This window comes from Halocatena pleomorpha, assembly GCF_003862495.1.
In the GTDB taxonomy this organism is placed as follows: Archaea; Halobacteriota; Halobacteria; order Halobacteriales; family Haloarculaceae; genus Halocatena; species Halocatena pleomorpha.
Window position 1 is genome coordinate 211,880 of sequence record NZ_RRCH01000028.1, and the last position, 21,121, is coordinate 233,000.

The window sequence follows — 21,121 nt, forward strand, 5'->3', positions numbered from 1 at the left end:
ACCCCCTGCATTGTTAATTTATTCAACGGATAGTGTTTTACCCATACAGATAAGAAGTATAATCGCAGATTAAGCGGTGTTCGACCATATATAATCGAAATAAGAATACGAACGTCCGCATCTGTGGTGGTCTAACCATGGTACACAAAAAAGAGGACATCAAAGACGAACTGTACGGTGACGCGGTCCGAACGAAGATCGAGGCGTTTGCTGAGCGAGGCTGGGAGACCATTCCCGAAGACGAACGGGAGGAGTGGTTTTCACGGTTCAAGTTTTGGGGCATATTCCACCAGCGCGGTGGACAGGAATCATACTTCATGCTGCGATTGACCAACTGTGGAGGTGTGTTAGGATCAGGACAGCTACAAGCGATCGGTGAGGTGTCTCGTGACTACGCGCAGGGACCGGCTCGAAATCCTGAGTTCGGTAACGGATGGATCGACCTCACGACCCGGCAGTCGATCCAGTTGCACTGGATCAAACTGGAGGATATTCCTGAGATATGGGACAGATTGGAGGCAGTCGGTGTCTCCTCCCGGTCAGCAGGGGGAGACACGATGCGAAATATCTCTGGCTGTCCAGTTGCGGAGAAGGCTGATGAGTACATCGAATCTCGTCCCATTCTTGAAAAGATTCAAGCGACCATCCGCAATGACGATGACCTCTGTAATATGCCTCGGAAATTCAATATCTCTGTCACCGGCTGTCGGCAGGGCTGTGCTCAAGACAGCATCAACGATATCGGTCTCGAACCCGCCCACAAATTCATCAGCGGCGAGGACGTGAAAGGATTTAACGTCCGCGTTGGCGGCGGACTCGGCGGTCGCAAACCGCGTAAAGCACGCTCACTCGACCTGTTCGTCCGGCCAGAACACGCTGTTGAGACGGTCCGAGCCTTTGTAGAACTGTATCACGAGGAAGGTAACCGGCAGAACCGCTCGAAAAACCGGACCAGATTTTTCGTTGATGAGCGAGGTCCTGAGAAGATTCGAGACGCGCTCAATGAGCGGCTGGATTTCGAGTGTGAGTCTGCGGGTACGGACTTCCGTGGCAAATACACGTACAACGCAGGTAGATCCAGCGAGCAGGGTGCTCATGATCACGTTGGCGTCTACGAGCAGACAGATGGGAACAACTACGTTGGTCTCTCGGTCCCGGTCGGACGACTTCCGGCCGAGGCTGCCATCGAACTTGCCGGTCTCGCTGACGAATACGGCTCCGGTGAGATACGGCTGACTCGGCGGCAGAACCCGCTTATCATGGATGTTCCTGACGGGAAACTGGATGCCCTGCTCGATGAGACTTTCCTAGAAACGTATTCCCCGACGCCGAATCCATTCACTCAGGGCGCGGTGGCTTGTACCGGAACGGAGTTTTGCTCACTGGCGCTCACTGAAACCAAAGCACGGATGGCCCGACTGCTGCGGTGGCTCGGTGACAACGTCGAGGTACCAGAGGATGTCGACCGCATCAAGCTCCACTTCTCGGGCTGTACGGCCGACTGCGGGCAGGCGATGACCGCCGACATCGGACTTCAGGGGATGCGTGCCCGAAAGGACGGCCAGATGGTTGAGGCGATGGATGTCGGCGTCGGGGGTGGTGTCGGTGAGGACCCCAGCTTTATCGACTGGGTTCGACAGCGCGTGCCAGCCGACGAAGTGCCGGGGCTGCTCCGAAATCTCATTGAGGCGTATGCAGCACTCCGTTCTGCAGGCCAGCCATTCCGCGAGTGGATCAACGCGACTGGACACAAGACGATCGTCGAATTGGCCGAACCGGAAGAAGTAGAGGGATACGAGGATCCGTGCCTGACTGACGGGAAACAGTCGTGGTATCCGTTTGACGACGGCGAGAGTCCTGCACCGACCGACGCCGATGGTCGGCCGATCTCGGCGGATGACTGATCGTGATTCCGGCCAGTGGATAGCATGCTGCAGGTGCTCCTGATGATTGAGGAGTGTTGCTGTTACACTGGACGGCCGATACACTTAGTAAATATATAACTGGTAATTATCCCGTAAACGGATTCGCCAACTGCTCTTTCGGAATCGCGTTCCGGATGGTGATGTGAGGATCGACAACCTGACTCACTTCGAGGTCAGCAACGAGGCTAGAGAACATGTAGGCGTCGGTAAAATCGAACCCATGGACGTGTTCGAGGAGTCGACAGAGGTCACGGTTCGCCAATTCACACGCCTCTTCCATCGTCTCCGCAGACGCGACCGTCTTCCATGCGTCTTCTGTCTCGATTAACGGTCGATCGAGGGCAACGACTGGATCGGAGATGAGATCAACGGTCACGTCAATTTCCGTTGCGATTTCGGCACCGGTACCACACACCTCGCCATCAGCCATCGCAGCCTTTGAATCCCCCATTGCCAGGAGTCCGCCGGGCTGGAACACCGGGAAGTACACTGTCGATCCGGCTGAAATATCGGTCGTGTCGAGATTGCCACCGTGGTCGTGGGGCACGAGTGTACTGTAGGCTGTATTCTGAGGTGCTACTCCGATGGTGCCGATCATCGGATCGAGCTCAATCTCCAGCTCATTGAAGTGAAGACACTCGTTATCGATCTCTGTGATCCGCGTTCGGGGAGCGTCTGTGTCTTCGTATCCGTGCTGAAGACCGAACTCGGGCATGACGAGTACCCGACCGTACTCCTCTCGAAGACGGATATCTTCGATTGTCACTTGGAGTATGTCCCCTGGAGTGGCACCCTTTACAGCGACCGGACCTGTTGCCGCGTTCACCTCGTCGGGGACTGCACGCATGAGATCCTCCTCCGTTTGCACATCGCCTTCGACGCTGTCTCTTGTGTGAATCTCAAGGGTTGTACCAGGCGGTACCGTCCGCTCGGCGTCCATATCTGGAGTGAATTCGTAGACGACGTGATCATCGGAGACGCTCTTCTGAGACATTGTAACAACGTTCACATCGGCCGGATAAATGCTTTCGTTCGATTTCGTCATTGTTCCTCGAAGGATCAACCACTTGCCTATCGGCCACCGGGGACGACGAACCAGAAGATACGTCCAATCGTGGAGAACGGAGTGCGACACAGCATCAGTCAGAAATCACTTGTTGGTGATTTCGGATGCTAATTAGTACCTTGGTATGTTACAACTCACTTCTCAGATAAGTATATACGGTTTGAATGTGTATCTATTAATGAATGGTTAAAGAACGTATTAGAATGATAAAAAGAGTACTGAATAACTCCTTCTACCGACGGCAGTTGCTGCTATCGTCTGTCATCGGTCCACTCCAGAAGCGTATTCGGGGAGCAGATGGCGTCTATATCACAGATACGGATTGGGACAACCTCATCATATTGGATGGTTGTCGGTTCGACCTATTCAATCAGGTTCGAGCGAAACTATCGCTCGACGGCGAGTTGACCAAACGGCAGTCACGCGGGAGCGCCTCACCGGAGTTTCTCAAAGCAAATTTCGATGATCGATCGCTCACCGACACAGTGTACGTTACCGCTAATCCATTCGAGAAATGGGTTCTTGACGAGCCGTTTCTTTACACTGATCGCGTGTGGACCGACGGATGGGACGAAACCGAAGAGACGGTCTTACCAGAAACACTCGCAGATCGTACACGAACTGTACACGATGAGTATCCAAACAAGCGATTGATCGCTCACTTTATGCAGCCCCACGTTCCGTTTGTCGGAGAAACACGGGTTAACGTCCACAGCGACAATATGGAGGAGTTCCGAAACATGATGCTCGGAAGTGATGGGGATGGTGAATTCTCACTCCCAGTCTGGGAAGCACTGAGTACCGGACAGTTAGAGACTGAACTCGTCTGGGAGGCGTATCGAGACAATCTGCTCTGTGTGCTTGAGACCGCTCTTCCCCTCGCAGAGGACCTTCCCGGAAAGACGGTGATCACTGCCGACCATGGCAATTCGTTCGGTGAATGGGCAACTCCGTTTCCAATTCCTGTGTACTTCCACCCGCGCAACGTGCGTATTCCGTCATTGATCGAAGTTCCGTGGTTTATTCCGCCGTACGAAGAACGCAAATCGATCATTAGATCGGATGAGAATATCACAACCGCTCCACAATCGCCTGCGGACACCACTTCAAAACCGACAGAAGATACGGCGCAAACAGCAGACGAGTCGGTTGTCGAAGACCGTTTATCCGCGCTCGGATACACCGAGTAGCCGCCATCTCCGTCGAATAACCGATGTCAAACAATTATTTCTTTCACCTTCTTAGTGAAAAAAAAAATAAAATTTGTAGTTCTGGGAATGCATTCGGGGAAATCTACTTATTTACTTCAGCGTATGTTGCTCGGTATCCCACGTGAACGCCGACTGCCACCCACGACGTAGAGTTTTCGCTGGATGGGATCGGCAGGCCACCACGCATATTCAAGTTCGTCCTGTTGGACGATAAACTTAGACTCGGAAAATTCGCTAATATCGCCCGTATGATCGAGGAGGAGGTGCGTCATGACCACGTAGTCGATGTCAGCAGGACTGCAGCCGAGGGGGGCCACCTCATTGGCTGCTTTTTGGTCCGTTCATCTCGGTCTCGTTGGCCGCAAACTCAGCGAAATAACCCGCTCCATACGACGCGTACTCTTCGGGGCTTGTGAGTAGTTCGTAGCTGGTACCAGTATCAATTAACACCGTTCCGTCAGGATGATCAATGAGATAAAACGGAGTGAGCGAGGGATACGTCTCATCTGACTGTTGATTGCGCATCATCGCACTCTACTCGTAATCCCGATCTGCGCCGTTGAACGCATACAGTTTCAGTCGAGCCACGCCACAGTATTGTGCGATTAAATATGTGAGTAACTCCCTTGAATTCACAACGTAGGACAGGGTTAGTATATCAACACGAGACTGTTTCCCTGAATACGAAAGACAGCAGTGGAGGCGTGTGAGGATGCGCTGGGTGGGTTGGTCGAAGATGGTCTCGGCTGGACCGCTGACTGCGACGACTGCCGAGACAACCATCGTGAATGCCGTGAACAGGAGTTGTAGGATGGCGTCACTCCACGACAGGACGAATAGAACCGTGAACGTCACGACACCGAGGATCGCTGCGGCCGCGTCTACTCATCGTCGTTCTCTAGTCTGTCGAATCGCGAGCCATACAGTCGGTCGTGCCCTGAAGCGCTCGAATAGCGCACGGTGCGGGGAACGGTCGAAACCTTCGCTGACGACCAATCGCCTTGCTTCCAACCTGAGGCCATCGTCGAGTAGGCGGTCGGATTCTGAGAGGACGGCTGGCCTGTTCCTCCACCAGTTGTCTCCTCGATGGTCTCTTGGGCCTCATCGCGTGCTTGCTCTAACTGCTCGCGCGCATCGAGAACAGAACTGCGGAGTTCCTCAGCAGCGTCCTGGAGCTTTGATTGAACGGCAACCTGCATCGCTTGGGTCATCCCGTCGTCCAAATCACCATCCGAAAGATCCGACGACCCGAGTATATCACCCGCGACATCAGTGCCCTGCAGAAGTTCTTGCACTTCGACTGCATCCAAGAGGTCGTCGAACTCCACAAGTGACACAAGGCGTTTGAGTTCGATCGCTCGCTTGGGATCAGCGTTCGCAATGGCAGCTGGGACTTCTTCAAAATTTACAATATTAGGCAATTTTTCAATATCTATTGACTCTAATAACTTTGTAGTGTCAATTGCTTCGAACAGTTCTTTGGATTCCTCGCCCTCCACCGAATTGCCATCACCATCTGACACTGTATCAAGGGCAGACTCAAGCCTTGCGACGGTCTCGGCTATCTCCTCGTTCGATCTAGAGTTACTCATTTGGCACCTCTCCGTAGAGACGACCATCTATGCTGCCGTGGACGACGTATCCCAGCGTTGGGGTTGCCGGGAGGGAGAGTAGCGCGCTGGGTGATTTGTGCCATCGTGTTCGCGGTCGCTGGTTTCGGTCGTCGAGTGTCATTAGCATTTTTCTTTACTCTGATCGGTGAACGTCCTAATGCGCTTTTTTCGAGTCACTAACGTGTATTTACGCCGCTGTTCAGTCTGTACTCTTTGCTTGCGCTTGACTGCTACTGAACAGTTGTGCGAATCTGTGCGTCTTAGTTTGCTAAGCGGCTTGTGCTGAGGACATATCGAACTGTGTTCGCATACGTACTTTCTCCCATTACGAACATACACCTGTAATGAACGTACTTCGATCATTATTACGAGCTGCATCGGAGTCACGATGAACGTTAGAAGTATAGTTACTGACTGGTGTCCAACCCTTCTCCAAGAACAAGTGAGTTGGATGTTTCTGACGCCGATCAGTCCACGTTCACCAGTCCGGTATCGCCCCGGCGATACCGACTTGTGCGATCGTACTCTCGAATCTCACCGTTGGGATCAAGATGGATCTCGTAGCGCCCGATGATGTCCTGGGTATCCGGCACCGAGTGACGCTCAACAACATCGACTGCGACCGTCCACGTTTCGTCGTTGCGATGAATGGACGCGATGCCGTCGAGATCGCGGCCGATGAGGTCCGGCGCCACCTCTCGAACGTGGTCACGAATTTCAATCAATCCCATTTCGTCCATGCTGCTTTCCTCAGTGTCCGTTTCTGCCGATCGTTCCGTATCCTCTGTCCCTTCGTCCTCAGGACTGCTGTCATGTGGTTCTCCATTCTCATCTCTTTCGCCATTTTCTGCTTCGGTATCAGTGTCATTGTCTTCCGGTTCGTGGGTTCCGTTGTTGTTTTCGCGTTCGTCTCTAGCTTCGACGCGGTTCTGGGAATTAAGCGTGGATTCGAGTTTCGTTATGGTTTCGGCCACACTCTCCTCGCTGTTCGTTTCATCACTCGTGAATGATTGGTTTGAAGAAGTCATTGTTAATTGTGAGTCTGTGATCGTCTGATCGGCACGACGGAGATAAATGTTGATTCGACGGTGGGTGTGGATGACACCCGTGTACGTCCGGTGTCGAACGGAAACGTTCGTCGCTGAGCGTTTCGATATCCGAGAGTCGTCTGACGTTCTATATGAAATTTCATTTATAACTTACGTGACAAGTTAACCAGTACACTGATTCTGATGGGCACACAGCGGACCGGCTGCGAAGTCGAAACGGGCGTTTCGAACCATTCAACACCATCCTTCGTAATCGGTGTAGCTACGACGATATCGGTTCAGCTGGTGATAGCCAGTGATGTCGCCGTCAGAGTCGAGGTGGACCTCATAGCGCCCCATGATATCCTGCGTGTCGGGTACCGAGTGACGTTCGATGAGATTGACGACGATAACCCAGTTGTCTTCCTCACGCCGAATTGCACTGACTCCGTCGAAATCGCGGCCGATGAGATCTGCTGTAATCTCCCGAACACGATTTCTGATGTCGATGAGGTCTGCCTCTCCGTCCGCGAGTGCTGACTCATTGATCCCGGAGTCAGTCTCCGGTGCCCTCTCTCCTTCGCCGTCTTTGACTTCGCTCAGTCGGGACTCGATGAGTGCCTTTGCACCCTTTCGATCTTTGTCATTTTCCTCGGCGTTGAGTATCGACTGGAGTTCATCTGGATCATCGATCGTTCCGATCTCGTTCTCCAACTCGTCTATCGTGTGTTCGCTCGGGTCGATGGCTGTCATGGTCGCTTGCTCTAATCACTCTGCTTTGGTCATCCTACCACAGAGCACAACGCTGTGCGTTCGATCTGGTCTGCCACTTTATCGTCGTCATACTGTTATTGTGCCTCGGATTGCTCGACTTGCGGCTCAGACTTCTCCGGTTCCGACTCTACCATCGGTGAAGTTCCGATTTCGAGGTTTTTGAGATCCTCTAGGTCACCGGATTCGCATACTTCTTCAAGTATTGATATATGCTTTGCATAGTGAAGGAACGTATCAACCGACGCAACGACGATGCGTGCTTCAACTGTGAGGATTTCAATGCCGACGATTGACACCCGCGCCCAGAGATCGATGACGACGCCCTTGTCAAGGATACGATCGATGACCTCAACGAGGCTCGACGTATCTGGACGCTGGCCTCGGCACTGACACGTTGTATTCGAACTCATCGCGGTATGATTTTATACCATAACTATTTTTATCCTTTGAGGTGGCATATACAAGTGCTACCAGAACGCGTGATCTAGGCTTTCATTTGCTGGCACTATATTATTACTCCAGATTTATAGTGTATATAACCATCGACTGGCAGTCGAGAAAGTCCGATCATGAGCGATTCACCACACTACTACGCGTACGGGATTATCGCGGACGAAGAGTATGATCTCGAGATTAGCGGCGTCGGTAGTGCGAGCCGTGTGTATACGGTTCATCATCGACCGCTGGCAGCCGTCGTGAGTGACATTGATACGCTCGAACCGGAGCAGACGGACGAGAATCTCCGTGCGCACGACAATGTCCTGCGCACGGCCATGGAGGACGGGAAGCGAACGGTCGTTCCGATGCGCTTCGGGATGGTGTTCAAAAACGAACGGACGCTTAAGAACGTGCTTCGCGGCGGCCGGGGAATGTTCAATCGCGCGCTACACGAGATAGACGGGACGGTCGAACTTGGGGTGAAACTCATCGCTGATGAGAACGCCACCTTCGATCGGGAGACAGTTCGTGAAGATGTCGCTGCTCGGCTTCAAGGTGTGAGTGTACAGGAGGCAGAGAACGGCCTGTTCAGCGACCGTCTCGTAATGAACCGCTCATATCTCGTCGATTATGATCAACAAACCGCGTTCGACACCGCGATCGACGAGATCGCTACAGAACACGACGACCACCTATCCGTTCAGTATAGCGGTCCGTGGGCACCGTACAACTTCATCGATATCGAGATCGGGGCACAATAATGACATTTATTATTGACGATCTCCTCTTTCGACCGTTCCTCACGCTGGCCGATGTTATCCGGTCAACGGCGATCGATGAACTGTACGACATCGACGAGATCCAGGACGACATCAAAGAAAATCGTCTCCTGTATGAAATCGGTGAACGTTCTCACGAGGAGTACGACCAGCGACGGCTCGAATTGGAGCGCAAGCTCGATGTCGCAGAACAGGCCCGAAAGGCGATCAGCGGTAAAGTCACAGTGAAACGGTAATGACGAACGACGATAATCAATCGGATCACGGCATCGGATCGCTGTTCAATGGCCTGCTCGGAGTACTCACAGAAACGGACGGACGATACCAGGGAGTGAACAGTGGAGACACGGACATCGGACGGACGTGCGTCGGTCACGAGTTCTCGATCGGGATCGGCACACTAGCCGACAGCGAAATCGAACGGCGGTCGATTAGTGTGCCGACGCAAAGCAACCCGACCACTGTCCGTTACGACGACATCGGAGCAGTAGTCGTGGTTGACCTCTGTGACGAAAACATCACTCCGGAAGAACTGGCGGGGGGCATCACCGATATGCATGGTGAACCTATTTTCGTGGTTGCCACTGGCCGCGAACTAATAGCGCGAGTCCCGCTCCGTCACGGCGACTTCGAGGTCGTGGACGCACGATTCAACAACGGTGTACTCGAAATTCGACTTCAGCGGAGAAATGATACTAATAAGTGACATAGGTGATGCTAATGAGTAATCAACATAGAAATCGGAACAACAGTCCGACTCGAACACAGAATGATTTGGCAGAAATCGTCGAGATGCTACTTGAGAAAGGCGTCGTCATTAACGCCGACATTGCGGTGACGATCGGTGACGCCGAACTCTTGGGAATCCAGCTCCGGGCGGCGCTCGCGTCGTTTGAGACGGCTTCGAAGTATGGTCTCGAATTCCCCACCGGAACGGATATGCAACGCGTTGCAGAAGCTGCTGGACAGAAAACGATCGACACACACACAAAAAGCGACGAAGAGGAGCAGGAGAGCCAAGTCTCTGAACTCGAAGACCAAGAACGGGAACAAGAACCGGACGGTGGCACACCCGTTGCACCGCTTTTCCAGCCGCCGATCACGGACAACGCCCCATGGCTGAATTCCCCACCGATCACTGGGGATCAAGACGACCTAGAGACGGACGAGAAGATGTACTCTACGGACTGTCCGTGGATCGATCCAGCCGTATCGACGAGACCACGCCCGCGACGCTTGGGCATTGACATTCCATCGAACCAAACTAACGAATCCGACGCGACCGAGTCAGACGATGACGGGAACGCCGACGAGTGGGACGAATCTGAAGAAGAGCCATGACGAGGATCGATGTCGACGGCGAGAACGCACGCGACGGGCTCATGACGCTCGTCGTGACGCTCGTTGAGCTACTAGTGGATGCGATGGAACGCGAAGCACTCCGTCGAATGGAGTCCGGGATGCTCACTGACGAGGAGGTAGAGCGACTCGGTACACAGCTTGCGTCGCTCGAAGCGGAGATTGATCGGTTGAAAACTGACGAAGGAATCGACAGATCGGTCGACGATCTTCGTGGCGAGCTAAACGGACTCGTTGACGATCTCGTCCACCGAGTCGACGACTCACACCAATCACACCCTGGTTATAGCCTGTTCAAGGATGAATGACACTACCATCAAAGAGGGTCGCTACCTCTACTGTGCCGTATCAATTCCCGATCAAAAGCCCGATTTTTCGGTTACAGGTGTTGATGACGAGCCAACAACACTCATTCCTATTGATGATGTAGGAGTGGTCGTCCACGAGTGCAATAACTTATACGATACTGACGAGGTTGATCTCCTTCGTAAATGGCTGCTTCAACACCAGCAAGTGGTCGATGCTGTCGGTGAACGTTTTGGGACACCACTGCCATTTCGATTCGATACGATCATTCAAGGGAATGATGATCGCGTTCGTGAGTGGGCGTACGAGGAGGCAGATGCGCTCTCTCGTTATCTCGACACGCTCTCCGGCCTCTGGGAGTACCACATAGATGTCATGATAGAAGATAACGAACTCGAAGCTGGTCTCGAAGAAAGAGACGAGCGGCTCCAAGAACTCACAACGCGTATCAATGATTCCGGAAGCGGCGACGGCACGAACTTCCTGCTCGAAAAACAATACAACCAGCGCCTTGCCACGTTGAAGCGCCGTCGGCGTGATGAACGGGCGAGAACCCTTCGCAATCGTCTCTCAGATATCACCTACGAGATACATGATCGAGACACCGGTGAACGGTCGATCAATCTCACAGATAGCAAGGGTGATGAAAGCGACCGAATGACTTCCCAATTGACTCGGCTGACGCTGCTCGCGCATGAAAACCGCGAGAAGGAGATTGGTGACATACTCGACGACGTCGCCGCAGAACCCGGGGTCACGGTCCGCTTTACTGGTCCGTGGCCGCCTTATACGTTCACGCCGGCGATCGGAGACGAACTGGAGAGTGAACATGCGACCGACTAAACGGGACGACGACGCGGTCGTTGACCTACTTGACGTGATCCTCCGCGACGGGGCCGTTCTCGAAGCCGACGCTATCATCACCGTCGCTGACATCCCGCTCGTCGGACTCAAACTTCGAGCAGCGCTTGCAGGTATGACCACGATGACCGAATACGGGATTTTTGAGGGTTGGGACTGGCAATACCGGCGTCGAGCCCGTGACGAATTCACCGGAGAAGATCAACCGTAGTCGAAACAGAGCGAATAAATAGTAGATGTGTAGTTTGGTCACCCAATTGCGGTGAGATATATTGGCGCTGAGGTGGATTGACACCGGTGCTCACTTTGACTGCCGTCTATCGAGTTCGTCTAAGAGTTGATTCGTAAGCGACCAGAGTTCCGCATCCGATATATCATCAAGATATTCAGATGGGTCGCCCTGTGATTTCTCATCATCCGACTCGCTTTTGGTGTCTATCGCCTCTTCGTCTTCACTGACTCCAGATTCATCTTTACGTTCCACCTCATTCACGCTGGTCGATGTGAGCGCGTTTCGAAGATACCCGATGGCGGTCGTACGATGTGACGGCTCTTCGTCTTTCATATCCGATTCATCCATACTCTGGGACGAAATAACTGCTTCAAGCTTTTGTCCAAATACATCACCTATTTTCTGACCAATAATTGATCCAACTGCGCTCGCAATTTTTCTTGTTACAGACATCTTCTCACCTTTATCGAAGTAATAACTGCCCTCATATCAGCATAAGCAGTATCTCATAAAGCGTTTTCGGCTGCGTGAACGAGAGACAGTACCAGCCCTGCGAAGAGCAGCCAGCACGATCTCCTCCCAGCCACTCGATGACTCAGCCGCGACAGGCCCGTTTTATTCGATCATGGTATGATAGTGTTGATTAATAATATATGCTAGAGAAAGCAGCGCTATCTGTGGTGGGTGCATCCCCACAGACAGACGAATAACAATCAAGAAAAACGATATCAACCGTGACGGTGCCCAGGGACTGCCCAACTCGCCGCCGGCAGCAACTTAGTTACGTGAGACCAACTTCTATTCCGTTCACCCGGTTAGTCTACGTGTTGAGGGGCAATAACGAGTCACGGACGTAGCAATTGATTCTATTGGATTTATCATTGAATTACTTGGTGGAATCGTGTTTGGCTCGGTTGCGCTCGTTGGCGATGCCCTACACATGCTTTTTGATGCTTTGGCGTACATCATCGCCCTCGGTGCAATGATTATTGCACGCCGATCAAACCCATCTGGCAGGTGGACGTTCGGTCTCTTCCGAGTCGAACCGTTTGCGGCGTTTCTCAACGGTATCCTCCTTGTGCCGATGGTCCTCTTCCTCGTATACGAATCATACCAGCGCTATCTTTCGCCGGTTGAGATCGACCCTATGATGACACCAGTACTAGCGACTGGGGGACGTCTCATCAACGTCGGATCTGTCTACGTTCTGCAGGGATAATCTATACATTATAATTAATATTAACTCCGATATTGGGAGAACACATTAGCCGATGAACGTGGTATATCCTGCCATGGACCTCAACAGGTATTTTGGCGAATTCACGAGTCGAGATTGGCAGACATCCGATGTAGCAACCGTTCGGATTGCGGTGATCGGTCTTGGTGAATTCGCCCGTGAACGAGCACTGCCTGCGATCCGCGACGCACAGTTCTGTGAAGCGACCGTGCTCGTCAGTGGCTCGCCACAGAAGGCTGCTGATCTCTCAAGCACTCTCGCCATCGATCGGGTTATCGATTACGAGGCGTACCACGCTGGTGAGGCAGCAGAAGCGTACGACGCCGTCTACATTGCCACACCACCAGCGTTCCACCTAGAGTACGCAGAAACTGCTGCTCAATTAGGAAAAGATATTCTTTGTGAAAAACCGTTGGCGGCGACGTTTAAGGGAGCTGAACGAATGGTTGATGTCTCGACAGATGTCGTCCTCATGACTGCTTATCGGTTACGGACGGAACCTGCAATCAGACGCATGCGCGAAGCGATCAGGGACGGTGTCATCGGCAAACCGGTCCAGATCCACAGCGGCTTCTCTACACAGATTCTTGAATACACTGATCCGGAGTCGTGGCGACTTGATCCCGACATCGCGGGCGGTGGAGCGCTCATGGATCTCGGCGTGTATCCGTTGAACACGAGCCGATTCTTACTCGATGCTGATCCTGTGGCAGTCAGCGCCGAAACTACTTCGTCAGGTCCGCCGTTTGATCTGGTTGATGAGCACGCCGCCGTCCAACTTACCTTTCCAGAGGGGGAGACCGCTTCCTGTACCGCGAGCTTCAACGCCCATCCAGACAGTCGACTTCACGTTCTCGGGACGGACGGGCAGTTGTTGCTCCGCTTTCCGTTCGGAGGTGATGTCTCACAGGAGATTATCATCGAACGTGGTGAGACTCACGCTCATTACACAGGTCCACCGGTCGATGAAGTCTGTGAAGAATTCGACTATTTCGCCCATTGTATCCACACTGAGATAGAATGTGAGTGTGATGGTGAAGAAGGACGAACCGATCTCCGGATCATCGAAGCCGCCTACACCGCCGCTGAGACAAGTACGCAGGTTAGCCTGTAGCTTAAGGAACACTGTACACCGACGTGAGTGCGACTAGCATTGCCAGCAAGCCGAGCACGAAGAACCCACTATTCGCGTACTGATTCGCTGCCGGGATCGACGCAACATTGTACTGGCGCTCCGAAAACGGGCGAAACGGCTGCAATCCCATTGGTGTGATGATATCCCCGAGTAGGTGGGTCACAATCCCACCTGCTCCAACAGCAAACCCGATTACAGCCATTGTCGGGGCGTCGTACATCGTCAGTTGAGTTCCCCACCACGCGGCAGGCGTTCCAGTGGATGTCGCTACAGTCGATAGCCAGGTCGCAGTCGGGGAGAGAAAGTACTCACCAACAGCCCACCCTACCCCTGCGCAAACAGCACCGCTGAGCACCGCTGAGAACAACGAATGACTCGTCCCACGGTGTTCGAGCCAGCTGATTCCCTGGTCTTTGTCGGGGAGCCCCTGAATTACTAGGATCCCTGAGACTAACAGTGCCAGCATCGGCCGCTCAGGAAGCAACACGTAGTGTATCGGAGCGAGGACCAGTAACCCGATCCCGAAGTGTCCTCGTTTATACATGCTATTTACTCACCTCGGATATCATCATCCCCAGTCCCTCCAACGGTCGGGTGACAATCCTACGTCTCATAACCGGTCACTCCGATCGTGATCGGGGTCGCTTAGACGGCTAAGCCGTTGGACGATGTACTGCCATGGAACCTCCGCGGTCAAGTACTCTGCTATCGGTATTTGTGTCTGGGCAGGGGTTACCCACCCTTCATACAATAGTTTGGGCAGTGCCGCGTCGAAATCGTTCGACTTCCGTGATGCAAGCGTCATTGTCTGGCTACTAATAACCATAGATATTTTAAATATATTTTGATATTATGGGGTGTCTATTACTACAAATATTATCCTATGATAATCTTAATAAAATTAATTATTTCACAGTATAGTAAGGTGGAATCTTAGTACCGGCGTGGTTCTGGCTCAGAGGATCACAGTTTATGACCCGAGCAACAAGAATCGAGCATAGATCCGGCCTATTTCTGGGAATTCCTACACGAGGTGAGAATACCACTCTCTTGCCACGGCCACGATTCCGAAACCACTAGAGTCTTCTGTGCTCACTGAACTTTCATACATATGCCGGCAAACGACTTCCCACAATTCGGTCTTGGGACATATTCAGACGACAACAAGGATTATTGGGCGGGGATCGTCGAATCAGCACTTGAGGTTGGATACCGCCATATTGATACAGCCCAGATTTATGATAATGAGGAATACGTCGGTGAAGGACTCAAAAACGCGTCCGTCTCCCGTGAAGACATCTTCGTCTCAACCAAAACGGTCCACGTTGATGTTCCGGGGCCTAGCCCTGATACAGAGGATATCCTCGCGGCCGCCAACGGGTGTCTGGAACGTCTTGGTCTCGACTACGTAGACATGTTATATGTCCACTGGCCTGTTGGTGTCTACGATCATGAAACCGTTCTTCCAGCGTATGACCGTCTCTACGAGGAAGGAACGATCCGCCACGTGGGATTGAGCAATTTCACCCCGGAGTTACTCGATGAAGCACAGGAAATCCTCAGTGCACCCGTCTTCGCTCACCAAGTCGAAATGCATCCCCTGCTCCAACAGGAAGAACTACACCGGTACGCTTACGAACACGACCACTGGCTCGTCGCCTACTCGCCGCTTGCGCAAGGAGAGATCTTCAACGTCCCGGAAATACAAGAAATTGCGGACAAACACGGCGTGAGTCCAGCGCAAGTAAGTCTCGCGTGGTTACTCTCGAAGGAGAACGTCGCCGTCATCCCACGGACGATGAATGAAGACCACCTTCAAAGCAACGTCGAGGCTCAGGATCTCGAACTCGATGCAGACGACATCACGACGATCGACGCGATTGAACGTGAAAAACGGTGTATCGATCCTGATCACGGCCCATGGAATAAATAGAGACGTTGGCTGTTGGTTCTGCCTTCTGGTGTGACTGAACGGAGCACGGCGCTTGTCCCCGACGATGTGGGTTATTCCTATTCTAGCGACATAGGCGACGGGGAGTTAGTGAACGAACTACAGCCACTCCGGACTCTCGGCCTCGAAGACGGTGCCGGTGTGACTTCAGTTTCTATAACAAGAGATGTGAGTGGGGGGGAGGGGGAGGGGGGATCAGAGTGTAACGTTCTACAGCAGTCCCCCCTCCCCCGTCCAACCTCCACGTCAGCGATGGGTGACTTCCATAATATCGGCTAGAGATACACCCACACTAGAGATTTCCTAGAAAGGCAATTGCAGTGGTTCCCCTAGACATCACGTAGAGATATTCGCGTTATTATAACGTTTTCTATTAACGTTAGGTAAGTAAGTAGGGGTAATAGTAGAATAGATAGGCTAAGAATGCGTTTAACGTGGAAATTGCTTACTTACCTTTGTCTCCTAGAATCCCTGTTTAGACCCCTCTTTATGTTACTATCCATGTTCGATTTTCTCCACCCCCTCTCTCTTCTATTTACACTCCGATCCCCCCTCCCATCACTCTCTTCACTCTCTTCACTCCCATGGATTTATATAGACACGGTGTATGGAGTCGCTTATTCATGGAATCCTTCGGTGGCGAACAGGGAATTTATGAAAATGTCGACATCCTCGATCCGGAGCCGGATACGTACAAACCGACCGAACTTCCGGAGCGAGAGGACGAACTCTCAAGGATTCACTCGGCATTGCGACCTATTACTCTTGGTGGATCACCGAGGAATATCCTCGTGTACGGTCCAACTGGACAAGGGAAGACCGTCGGGGTGAACCTCAAAACAGAGCAACTCCAGCAGTGGGCGGCGAGCGAGGATGACATCACTCTCACAGTGTTGCGCGTCAGTTGTAAGGGGGCCGGCAAATCATGGAATGTGCTTGCTGAACTCGTCAAGAAGGCGCGTGAAGTACGGTACAACAAAACCGTTGAAAAGCCACGTGGCCCAACTAAAGTCGAACTATTCGAGATGCTCTCAGAGGATCTTCAGGTAATTGGGGGCATGGTAATTATAGTTCTTGACGAGATTGATGGAATTCAACAAGACGACTACGTTCTCTACGAACTTCCCCGAGCCTCAATCGAGAAGGTTTCAGTAGGGGTAATCGGCATAACGAACGATTACCAGTTCCACGAAAATCTCGACGCTGATATCCGATCCTCACTCGGAAGTCGGGAAGTCGTGTTCAGCCCCTACGACGCGAATCAGCTTCGGGACATTCTTGCTCGACGAGCCGCTCATGCTCTCCGAAACACGTATTTCGAAGACAGCATCAAGGATTCACAGCATCTTCGGAGTGAAGTCCTCACGGAGGATGTTATTCCCCTCTGTGCAGCCCTCGCTGGGCAAGATACGGGGGATGCTCGACAAGCCATTCATCTCCTGTCGACGGCGTGTGATTTGGCACTGGACGATGGACGCGAGACTGTTGAGGAGACCCACGTACGGAACGCTCGTGAAGAGATTCAGGAGGAAACGATCGGGAAAGGAATCCGTGGTGAAACCACACAGCGGAAAATAGCGTTACTGACCGTTCTCGAAGCAGATCTGGCTGGAGAAACTCCTGAGGGGACAACACAACTCTACTGTCGGTACAAGCGGTTGACGAAGCTGATTGGAACAGATACCTACCAGCAGGGAACATTCCGAGAAAAGCTGAATGATTTAGTACATGGAAACATTCTTGAGGGTGATCGTCATGGACGTGGTCGAGGACGTGGGATGACGAATCTGTATAGTCTTGCAGTCGATCCAACACTCGTGATCGATAAGGTTGGTGAGGATGCCCGACTGAGTGAGATCACCGAACAACTCGAATAGGATAGCTCCTTACACTCTGATACCCCTCCCCCGTTGCCATGCTCGTGCATGTTACACTCTGATTCCCCTCCCCCCGTTGCTATCGTGGCAGCACCGAGTCAGTGTATGTATCTGTCAGCTTGCGCCGTAGCGAAACACGTCTGGTCGCCGTACGTCGCGTGCTTCGGTCTTCACTAAAAGGTAAGTTACCCTCGTGACCACTTCTCCTCGTGACTACTTCTGTATCAGCATGCAGCTTGGTCTTTCGCTCCGATGGTTGGTCTGACCGCAAATACTATTGACTTTAGTTAGCGGCGCAGTTATTCGGGCCGAGTTCGAGCGCCTCAGTGTCACCGCTTGGCTGTTGCTTCCCCCAGTTGATCTGCTTAATCTCGTTGTAGTTTGCTGGCTCGTCAGCAAGATTCTCAACGATCGTTTCGACAAACGCCGTTTCGTCACCGGCTTCGACGTAGCTCAGAAGTTCATTCGTCGCTTCCTCTCGGAGTTTTCCGAGTGGGGTGGCGAGCGGGCGAATCTCTTCATCGCTGAAGTGGCCCGGCAGAACAATAGTCTCGTCGCCCAAGTTCGTCAACCGAGTTAAACTATCGAACAGTTGATCGGCCGCCTCTCGGATAGCGTCTTCAGCGCTGTCTTCGAGATCGGGTCGGCCAACGCTTCGGAGGAACAACGTGTCTCCAGAAAGGAGTGCGTCGTCGAATTGGAATGAGACGCTACCGGGAGTATGGCCAGGCGTGTAGATCACGTTAAGCTGTCGGTCCCCAACAGTGATCGCTTCACCGTCTTTGAGTTCTGTGACGCCTTTGAGATCACCAGTGTCGTCTTCGTGCAGGTAATACGGAACATCGAGTTCACCGGCGAGTTGCCGAGCCCCCGACACGTGGTCAGCGTGTGCGTGGGTGTCAGCAACGCCGACGATTTCGAGATCACGCTCGTCTGCTGCGTTCAGATACTGGTCGATATACTGACTTGGATCGACGACGATGGCCTCACCGTTGTCATAGACAAGATATGAAACACATCCCGTTCCGGGGCGAACGATCTGAATGAGCCCATCAACAGCATTGAGTGACGTTCGGTTAGCAATCGGACGCAACCCGGCGACATCCTTGATCTCGTATTGACGATGGACACGCCCCCAGCCGTTCATCCCACCAGTGATCGATTTCGCGTCGAACCCATGCTCTCGGAGGAACTCAGCGGCGCGCGCCGAGGTGACACCCCCAACGCAGACGACTGCGATCTCTTCATTCTCCGGTAGATCATTGAGTTGGGTCTCCAGTGTAGAATAATCGTATTCCAGCAACTCGTCATAGATGGGGACGTTCATACTCTCGGGAATCTGCCACTCGTCGTAGTCGTCCTTGTTGCGGACATCAAGGACGAGCAAGTTCTCGGCGTCGTCTTCGTGGACGCGGCGAGCGACTTCCGAAGGCATAATCGTAGTATTGCCCATTGCACCCAATACTATGAAATAGCGATTATTAAGTCTATTGGTCGAAACACCACAAGGAAATCCTATTCGTTACCGTCACGGTGCTGCTTTTTCAATGAGTTGTGTAGTAATAATGTTGAGGCATTTATAATAACATGATGACTGGTCTGTCTCACGGCTACAGTAGTTCTCGTTTGTCGTGTCACTCCTATTGCAGTAAAGGAGTCTCACGCAATCCGGCAGTTACGAGGATCGCCAGACAGGCCGAGAAAAAACAGAAATAGAATGATTCCGGCAATCCGTAACACTGTATCCTGAAATGGAACGAAGGTCACAGCTCCAGTAAAGCCGAGAAGAGCGAATAGACCAGGACCACAGCTTGCACAGCCAGCGGCGAACAGCCCTGGGAGAATCCCGCCGATGTTGGCCAGACTTCCAACCTGTAACATCCGTAACTGGGCGATCATATTCACGAGGGCAATTCCCGTCAAAACGGCATACACGGCGTTCATCGCAATCGCATCCCAACCATACTCGATGAGCGTCACCTGAAAGTTCATCAGCAATACTTGCTCAATAGCATGGAAGTATGCTGTAATGGTAGGATAGTTAAATATATCGACAATAAACATTTGATACGACGCAAGTGGCTGTGAGGCCAAGATGAGAACTCCGAATGTAAGGATAGCTAATGCAACTGCGAGGAGTGCGCGCTGCAGTGACCGATACGGATAGGAGAGTGCTGCAAACAAGTCCTCTCTGAATCGTTTGAGACGGTTTACACTGATCCCAGTGAACATACCACTACTCATAGATTATTGATTCTGGAGTGACTGAATATGGCTCTGAAACCAACTGTACGGCTGTGCTCCGGTGAGTTTGACCTGTTTGCCTGTTTTGCGAACATACAGCGTGAACCCCGGCGTCGCAGAGAATCCCTCTTCTTGGGAACGCTTTCGTTCATTTCTAATATCTGACTCGAATTTCTTCCGGTTTTGTTTTATACACTCATTAATACTATCTTCATTAATGCCTGTAATACTCTGGGCGTAGCCGAGAAGACTATCTTTTGATGACCACTTCTCTTCGGGTAAGCGTTGGTGTTCAAACACCGAATGATGCCACTTCCAGAACACATCTGGTGCTCGATCTTTGACTGACTCCCAGAGACATTTGGCCATCACCGCTGCTGTCCAAGAATGCTCACCGTAGTTCGGATACTGGAGCAAGATCATTCGGGCGGTGCCATTGTTAATCTCGTTTTGGACGAGATCAGGCAGATATTTCTTTTCAAACTGTTTACAATATGCACATTGATAATCATACCAGTAGTAGATATCGATCGGAGCGTCCTCCTTTCCCAGTACTGGTGTTCCGGCCAACTTGATACCGTACTCCGTTGTCCCTGCGAGTGCCACGAGCGACGACGAGATCTCTTTGGTGGGTGTCGGCGTCGATGCCGGTGTCGATGCCGGCGTCGGTGAATCTTGTGAAACTGTAACCTCATACGAGGTAGACTGTGTAGGGCCATTGTTTTTCGAAACGTTGCTAGTTGTTCGCGTCTGTGTCAGTGTGGACGACTGATTGTCGTCGGTCCCAGTTCCAAGTTGATTGAGACAGCCAGCAATACTGGTACCGAGAATGAGCGTTGCGCCTTGCATCACGTTTCGCCGTGAACAAGACGATTCATCAGTAGGCATTACAATATTGTAGAGATGTGGGAATTTCTTGAATCTACTTCTCGTTTTCTCTACGCGAGAAATACCACGTCCATTTATATAGGTGTCCTACTCCATGAGAGGACGAACACTGACATCAGCGTTCGCAACGAACCGGACACGAACGGTACTAAACCGTTAAGTAGACATACTGTTCCATAAGAACGATCGGTGCTGAA

27 protein-coding genes are annotated in these 21,121 nt (G+C 52.1%); 13 read left to right on the top strand and 14 right to left on the bottom strand.

The window, feature by feature from the left end; all coding sequences use genetic code 11:
* Positions 1 to 137: 137 nt before the first annotated feature.
* Complete coding sequence (locus EIK79_RS12915) at positions 138 to 1,904, top strand: nitrite/sulfite reductase (protein ID WP_124955522.1); 1,767 nt, start codon at positions 138 to 140, stop codon at positions 1,902 to 1,904.
* A 106-nt stretch (positions 1,905 to 2,010) separates the two neighbouring features.
* Here the strand turns inward: EIK79_RS12915 and EIK79_RS12920 are convergent, their stop codons facing one another.
* Entirely contained in the window at positions 2,011 to 2,919 is a 909-nt protein-coding gene (locus EIK79_RS12920; RefSeq protein WP_124955523.1) for an acetamidase/formamidase family protein, read from the bottom strand.
* Between the two features lie 275 nt (positions 2,920 to 3,194).
* On the opposite strand from EIK79_RS12920, the gene EIK79_RS12925 reads away from it, so the two are divergent.
* Positions 3,195 to 4,181 carry a hypothetical protein gene (locus EIK79_RS12925; protein WP_124955524.1) on the top strand — a complete coding sequence of 329 codons (987 nt, stop codon included), beginning with the start codon at positions 3,195 to 3,197 and terminating at the stop codon, positions 4,179 to 4,181.
* A 339-nt stretch (positions 4,182 to 4,520) separates the two neighbouring features.
* On the opposite strand, the gene EIK79_RS18800 is transcribed toward EIK79_RS12925, so the two are convergent.
* From EIK79_RS18800 to gvpA, 7 genes are all read right to left on the bottom strand, one after another.
* Positions 4,521 to 4,730 (bottom strand): MBL fold metallo-hydrolase, encoded by a 210-nt coding sequence (locus tag EIK79_RS18800; RefSeq protein WP_233738150.1) that lies wholly within the window; start codon positions 4,728 to 4,730, stop codon positions 4,521 to 4,523.
* A 6-nt stretch (positions 4,731 to 4,736) separates the two neighbouring features.
* Positions 4,737 to 5,057, bottom strand: coding sequence for a hypothetical protein (locus tag EIK79_RS18805; RefSeq protein ID WP_124955525.1), 321 nt, complete (start codon positions 5,055 to 5,057; stop codon positions 4,737 to 4,739).
* 26 nt (positions 5,058 to 5,083) lie between these two features.
* Entirely contained in the window at positions 5,084 to 5,794 is a 711-nt protein-coding gene (locus EIK79_RS12940) for a hypothetical protein (RefSeq protein ID WP_124955526.1), read from the bottom strand.
* Positions 5,787 to 5,936, bottom strand: coding sequence for a hypothetical protein (locus EIK79_RS18160; RefSeq protein WP_185715630.1), 150 nt, complete (start codon positions 5,934 to 5,936; stop codon positions 5,787 to 5,789). The genes EIK79_RS12940 and EIK79_RS18160 overlap by 8 nt, the downstream gene beginning before the upstream one ends.
* A 346-nt stretch (positions 5,937 to 6,282) precedes the next feature.
* Entirely contained in the window at positions 6,283 to 6,789 is a 507-nt protein-coding gene (gene gvpO, locus EIK79_RS19045) for a gas vesicle protein GvpO (protein WP_303645419.1), read from the bottom strand.
* Between the two features lie 309 nt (positions 6,790 to 7,098).
* On the bottom strand, positions 7,099 to 7,596 hold the full coding sequence (locus EIK79_RS12950) for a gas vesicle protein GvpO (protein WP_124955528.1): 498 nt from the start codon (positions 7,594 to 7,596) through the stop codon (positions 7,099 to 7,101).
* 95 nt (positions 7,597 to 7,691) lie between these two features.
* On the bottom strand, positions 7,692 to 8,027 hold the full coding sequence (gene gvpA, locus EIK79_RS12955) for a gas vesicle protein GvpA (protein ID WP_124955529.1): 336 nt from the start codon (positions 8,025 to 8,027) through the stop codon (positions 7,692 to 7,694).
* Between the two features lie 159 nt (positions 8,028 to 8,186).
* Between gvpA and EIK79_RS12960 the strand changes: the two genes are divergently transcribed.
* The 7 genes from EIK79_RS12960 to gvpM are packed head-to-tail and all read left to right on the top strand — an operon-like array spanning position 8,187 to position 11,571.
* Complete coding sequence (locus EIK79_RS12960; protein WP_124955530.1) at positions 8,187 to 8,816, top strand: GvpL/GvpF family gas vesicle protein; 630 nt, start codon at positions 8,187 to 8,189, stop codon at positions 8,814 to 8,816.
* Complete coding sequence (gene gvpG, locus EIK79_RS12965) at positions 8,816 to 9,070, top strand: gas vesicle protein GvpG (protein ID WP_124955531.1); 255 nt, start codon at positions 8,816 to 8,818, stop codon at positions 9,068 to 9,070. Before EIK79_RS12960 ends, gvpG begins: the two co-directional genes overlap by 1 nt.
* The gene (locus EIK79_RS12970; RefSeq protein WP_124955532.1) at positions 9,070 to 9,540 is read left to right on the top strand and encodes a hypothetical protein; all 471 of its coding nucleotides are present in this window, start codon (positions 9,070 to 9,072) and stop codon (positions 9,538 to 9,540) included. Before gvpG ends, EIK79_RS12970 begins: the two co-directional genes overlap by 1 nt.
* Before the next feature lie 14 nt (positions 9,541 to 9,554).
* Positions 9,555 to 10,175: a gas vesicle protein GvpJ gene (gvpJ, locus tag EIK79_RS19380; protein WP_124955533.1), complete on the top strand. Its 621-nt coding sequence runs from the start codon at positions 9,555 to 9,557 to the stop codon at positions 10,173 to 10,175.
* Entirely contained in the window at positions 10,172 to 10,501 is a 330-nt protein-coding gene (locus EIK79_RS12980; protein WP_124955534.1) for a gas vesicle protein K, read from the top strand. The genes gvpJ and EIK79_RS12980 overlap by 4 nt, the downstream gene beginning before the upstream one ends.
* Entirely contained in the window at positions 10,494 to 11,342 is an 849-nt protein-coding gene (gene gvpL, locus EIK79_RS12985) for a gas vesicle protein GvpL (protein WP_124955535.1), read from the top strand. Before EIK79_RS12980 ends, gvpL begins: the two co-directional genes overlap by 8 nt.
* Positions 11,329 to 11,571: a gas vesicle protein GvpM gene (gvpM, locus tag EIK79_RS12990; protein WP_124955536.1), complete on the top strand. Its 243-nt coding sequence runs from the start codon at positions 11,329 to 11,331 to the stop codon at positions 11,569 to 11,571. The genes gvpL and gvpM overlap by 14 nt, the downstream gene beginning before the upstream one ends.
* A 90-nt stretch (positions 11,572 to 11,661) precedes the next feature.
* Here the strand turns inward: gvpM and EIK79_RS12995 are convergent, their stop codons facing one another.
* Positions 11,662 to 12,045, bottom strand: coding sequence for a hypothetical protein (locus EIK79_RS12995; RefSeq protein ID WP_124955537.1), 384 nt, complete (start codon positions 12,043 to 12,045; stop codon positions 11,662 to 11,664).
* Between the two features lie 406 nt (positions 12,046 to 12,451).
* Here EIK79_RS12995 and EIK79_RS13000 point away from each other — a divergent pair, with 406 nt between their 5' ends.
* Together EIK79_RS13000 and gfo6 are read left to right on the top strand one after the other, a co-directional pair.
* A complete protein-coding gene (locus EIK79_RS13000) occupies positions 12,452 to 12,811 on the top strand; it encodes a cation diffusion facilitator family transporter (protein ID WP_124955538.1) in 360 nt (119 codons plus the stop codon).
* 73 nt (positions 12,812 to 12,884) lie between these two features.
* Positions 12,885 to 13,943: a D-xylose 1-dehydrogenase Gfo6 gene (gene gfo6 / locus EIK79_RS13005; protein WP_124955539.1), complete on the top strand. Its 1,059-nt coding sequence runs from the start codon at positions 12,885 to 12,887 to the stop codon at positions 13,941 to 13,943.
* A gap of 1 nt (position 13,944) precedes the next feature.
* On the opposite strand, the gene EIK79_RS13010 is transcribed toward gfo6, so the two are convergent.
* Positions 13,945 to 14,508, bottom strand: a complete 564-nt coding sequence (locus tag EIK79_RS13010) for a metal-dependent hydrolase (protein ID WP_124955540.1) — start codon at positions 14,506 to 14,508, stop codon at positions 13,945 to 13,947.
* Between the two features lie 66 nt (positions 14,509 to 14,574).
* The gene (locus tag EIK79_RS13015) at positions 14,575 to 14,769 is read right to left on the bottom strand and encodes a hypothetical protein (protein WP_124955541.1); all 195 of its coding nucleotides are present in this window, start codon (positions 14,767 to 14,769) and stop codon (positions 14,575 to 14,577) included.
* Positions 14,770 to 15,075: 306 nt separating this feature from the next.
* Here EIK79_RS13015 and EIK79_RS13020 point away from each other — a divergent pair, with 306 nt between their 5' ends.
* Positions 15,076 to 15,897, top strand: a complete 822-nt coding sequence (locus tag EIK79_RS13020) for an aldo/keto reductase (protein ID WP_124955542.1) — start codon at positions 15,076 to 15,078, stop codon at positions 15,895 to 15,897.
* A gap of 641 nt (positions 15,898 to 16,538) precedes the next feature.
* The gene (locus tag EIK79_RS13025) at positions 16,539 to 17,792 is read left to right on the top strand and encodes a Cdc6/Cdc18 family protein (protein ID WP_124955543.1); all 1,254 of its coding nucleotides are present in this window, start codon (positions 16,539 to 16,541) and stop codon (positions 17,790 to 17,792) included.
* A gap of 283 nt (positions 17,793 to 18,075) precedes the next feature.
* Here the strand turns inward: EIK79_RS13025 and EIK79_RS13030 are convergent, their stop codons facing one another.
* The 3 genes from EIK79_RS13030 to EIK79_RS13040 all read right to left on the bottom strand — a co-directional run bounded on the left by EIK79_RS13030 (position 18,076) and on the right by EIK79_RS13040 (position 20,924).
* Complete coding sequence (locus tag EIK79_RS13030; RefSeq protein WP_124955544.1) at positions 18,076 to 19,245, bottom strand: MBL fold metallo-hydrolase; 1,170 nt, start codon at positions 19,243 to 19,245, stop codon at positions 18,076 to 18,078.
* A gap of 206 nt (positions 19,246 to 19,451) precedes the next feature.
* A complete protein-coding gene (locus EIK79_RS13035; protein ID WP_221621750.1) occupies positions 19,452 to 20,024 on the bottom strand; it encodes a hypothetical protein in 573 nt (190 codons plus the stop codon).
* Positions 20,025 to 20,039: 15 nt separating this feature from the next.
* Positions 20,040 to 20,924 (bottom strand): DsbA family protein, encoded by an 885-nt coding sequence (locus EIK79_RS13040; protein WP_124955546.1) that lies wholly within the window; start codon positions 20,922 to 20,924, stop codon positions 20,040 to 20,042.
* Between the last annotated feature and the right edge of the window lie 197 nt (positions 20,925 to 21,121).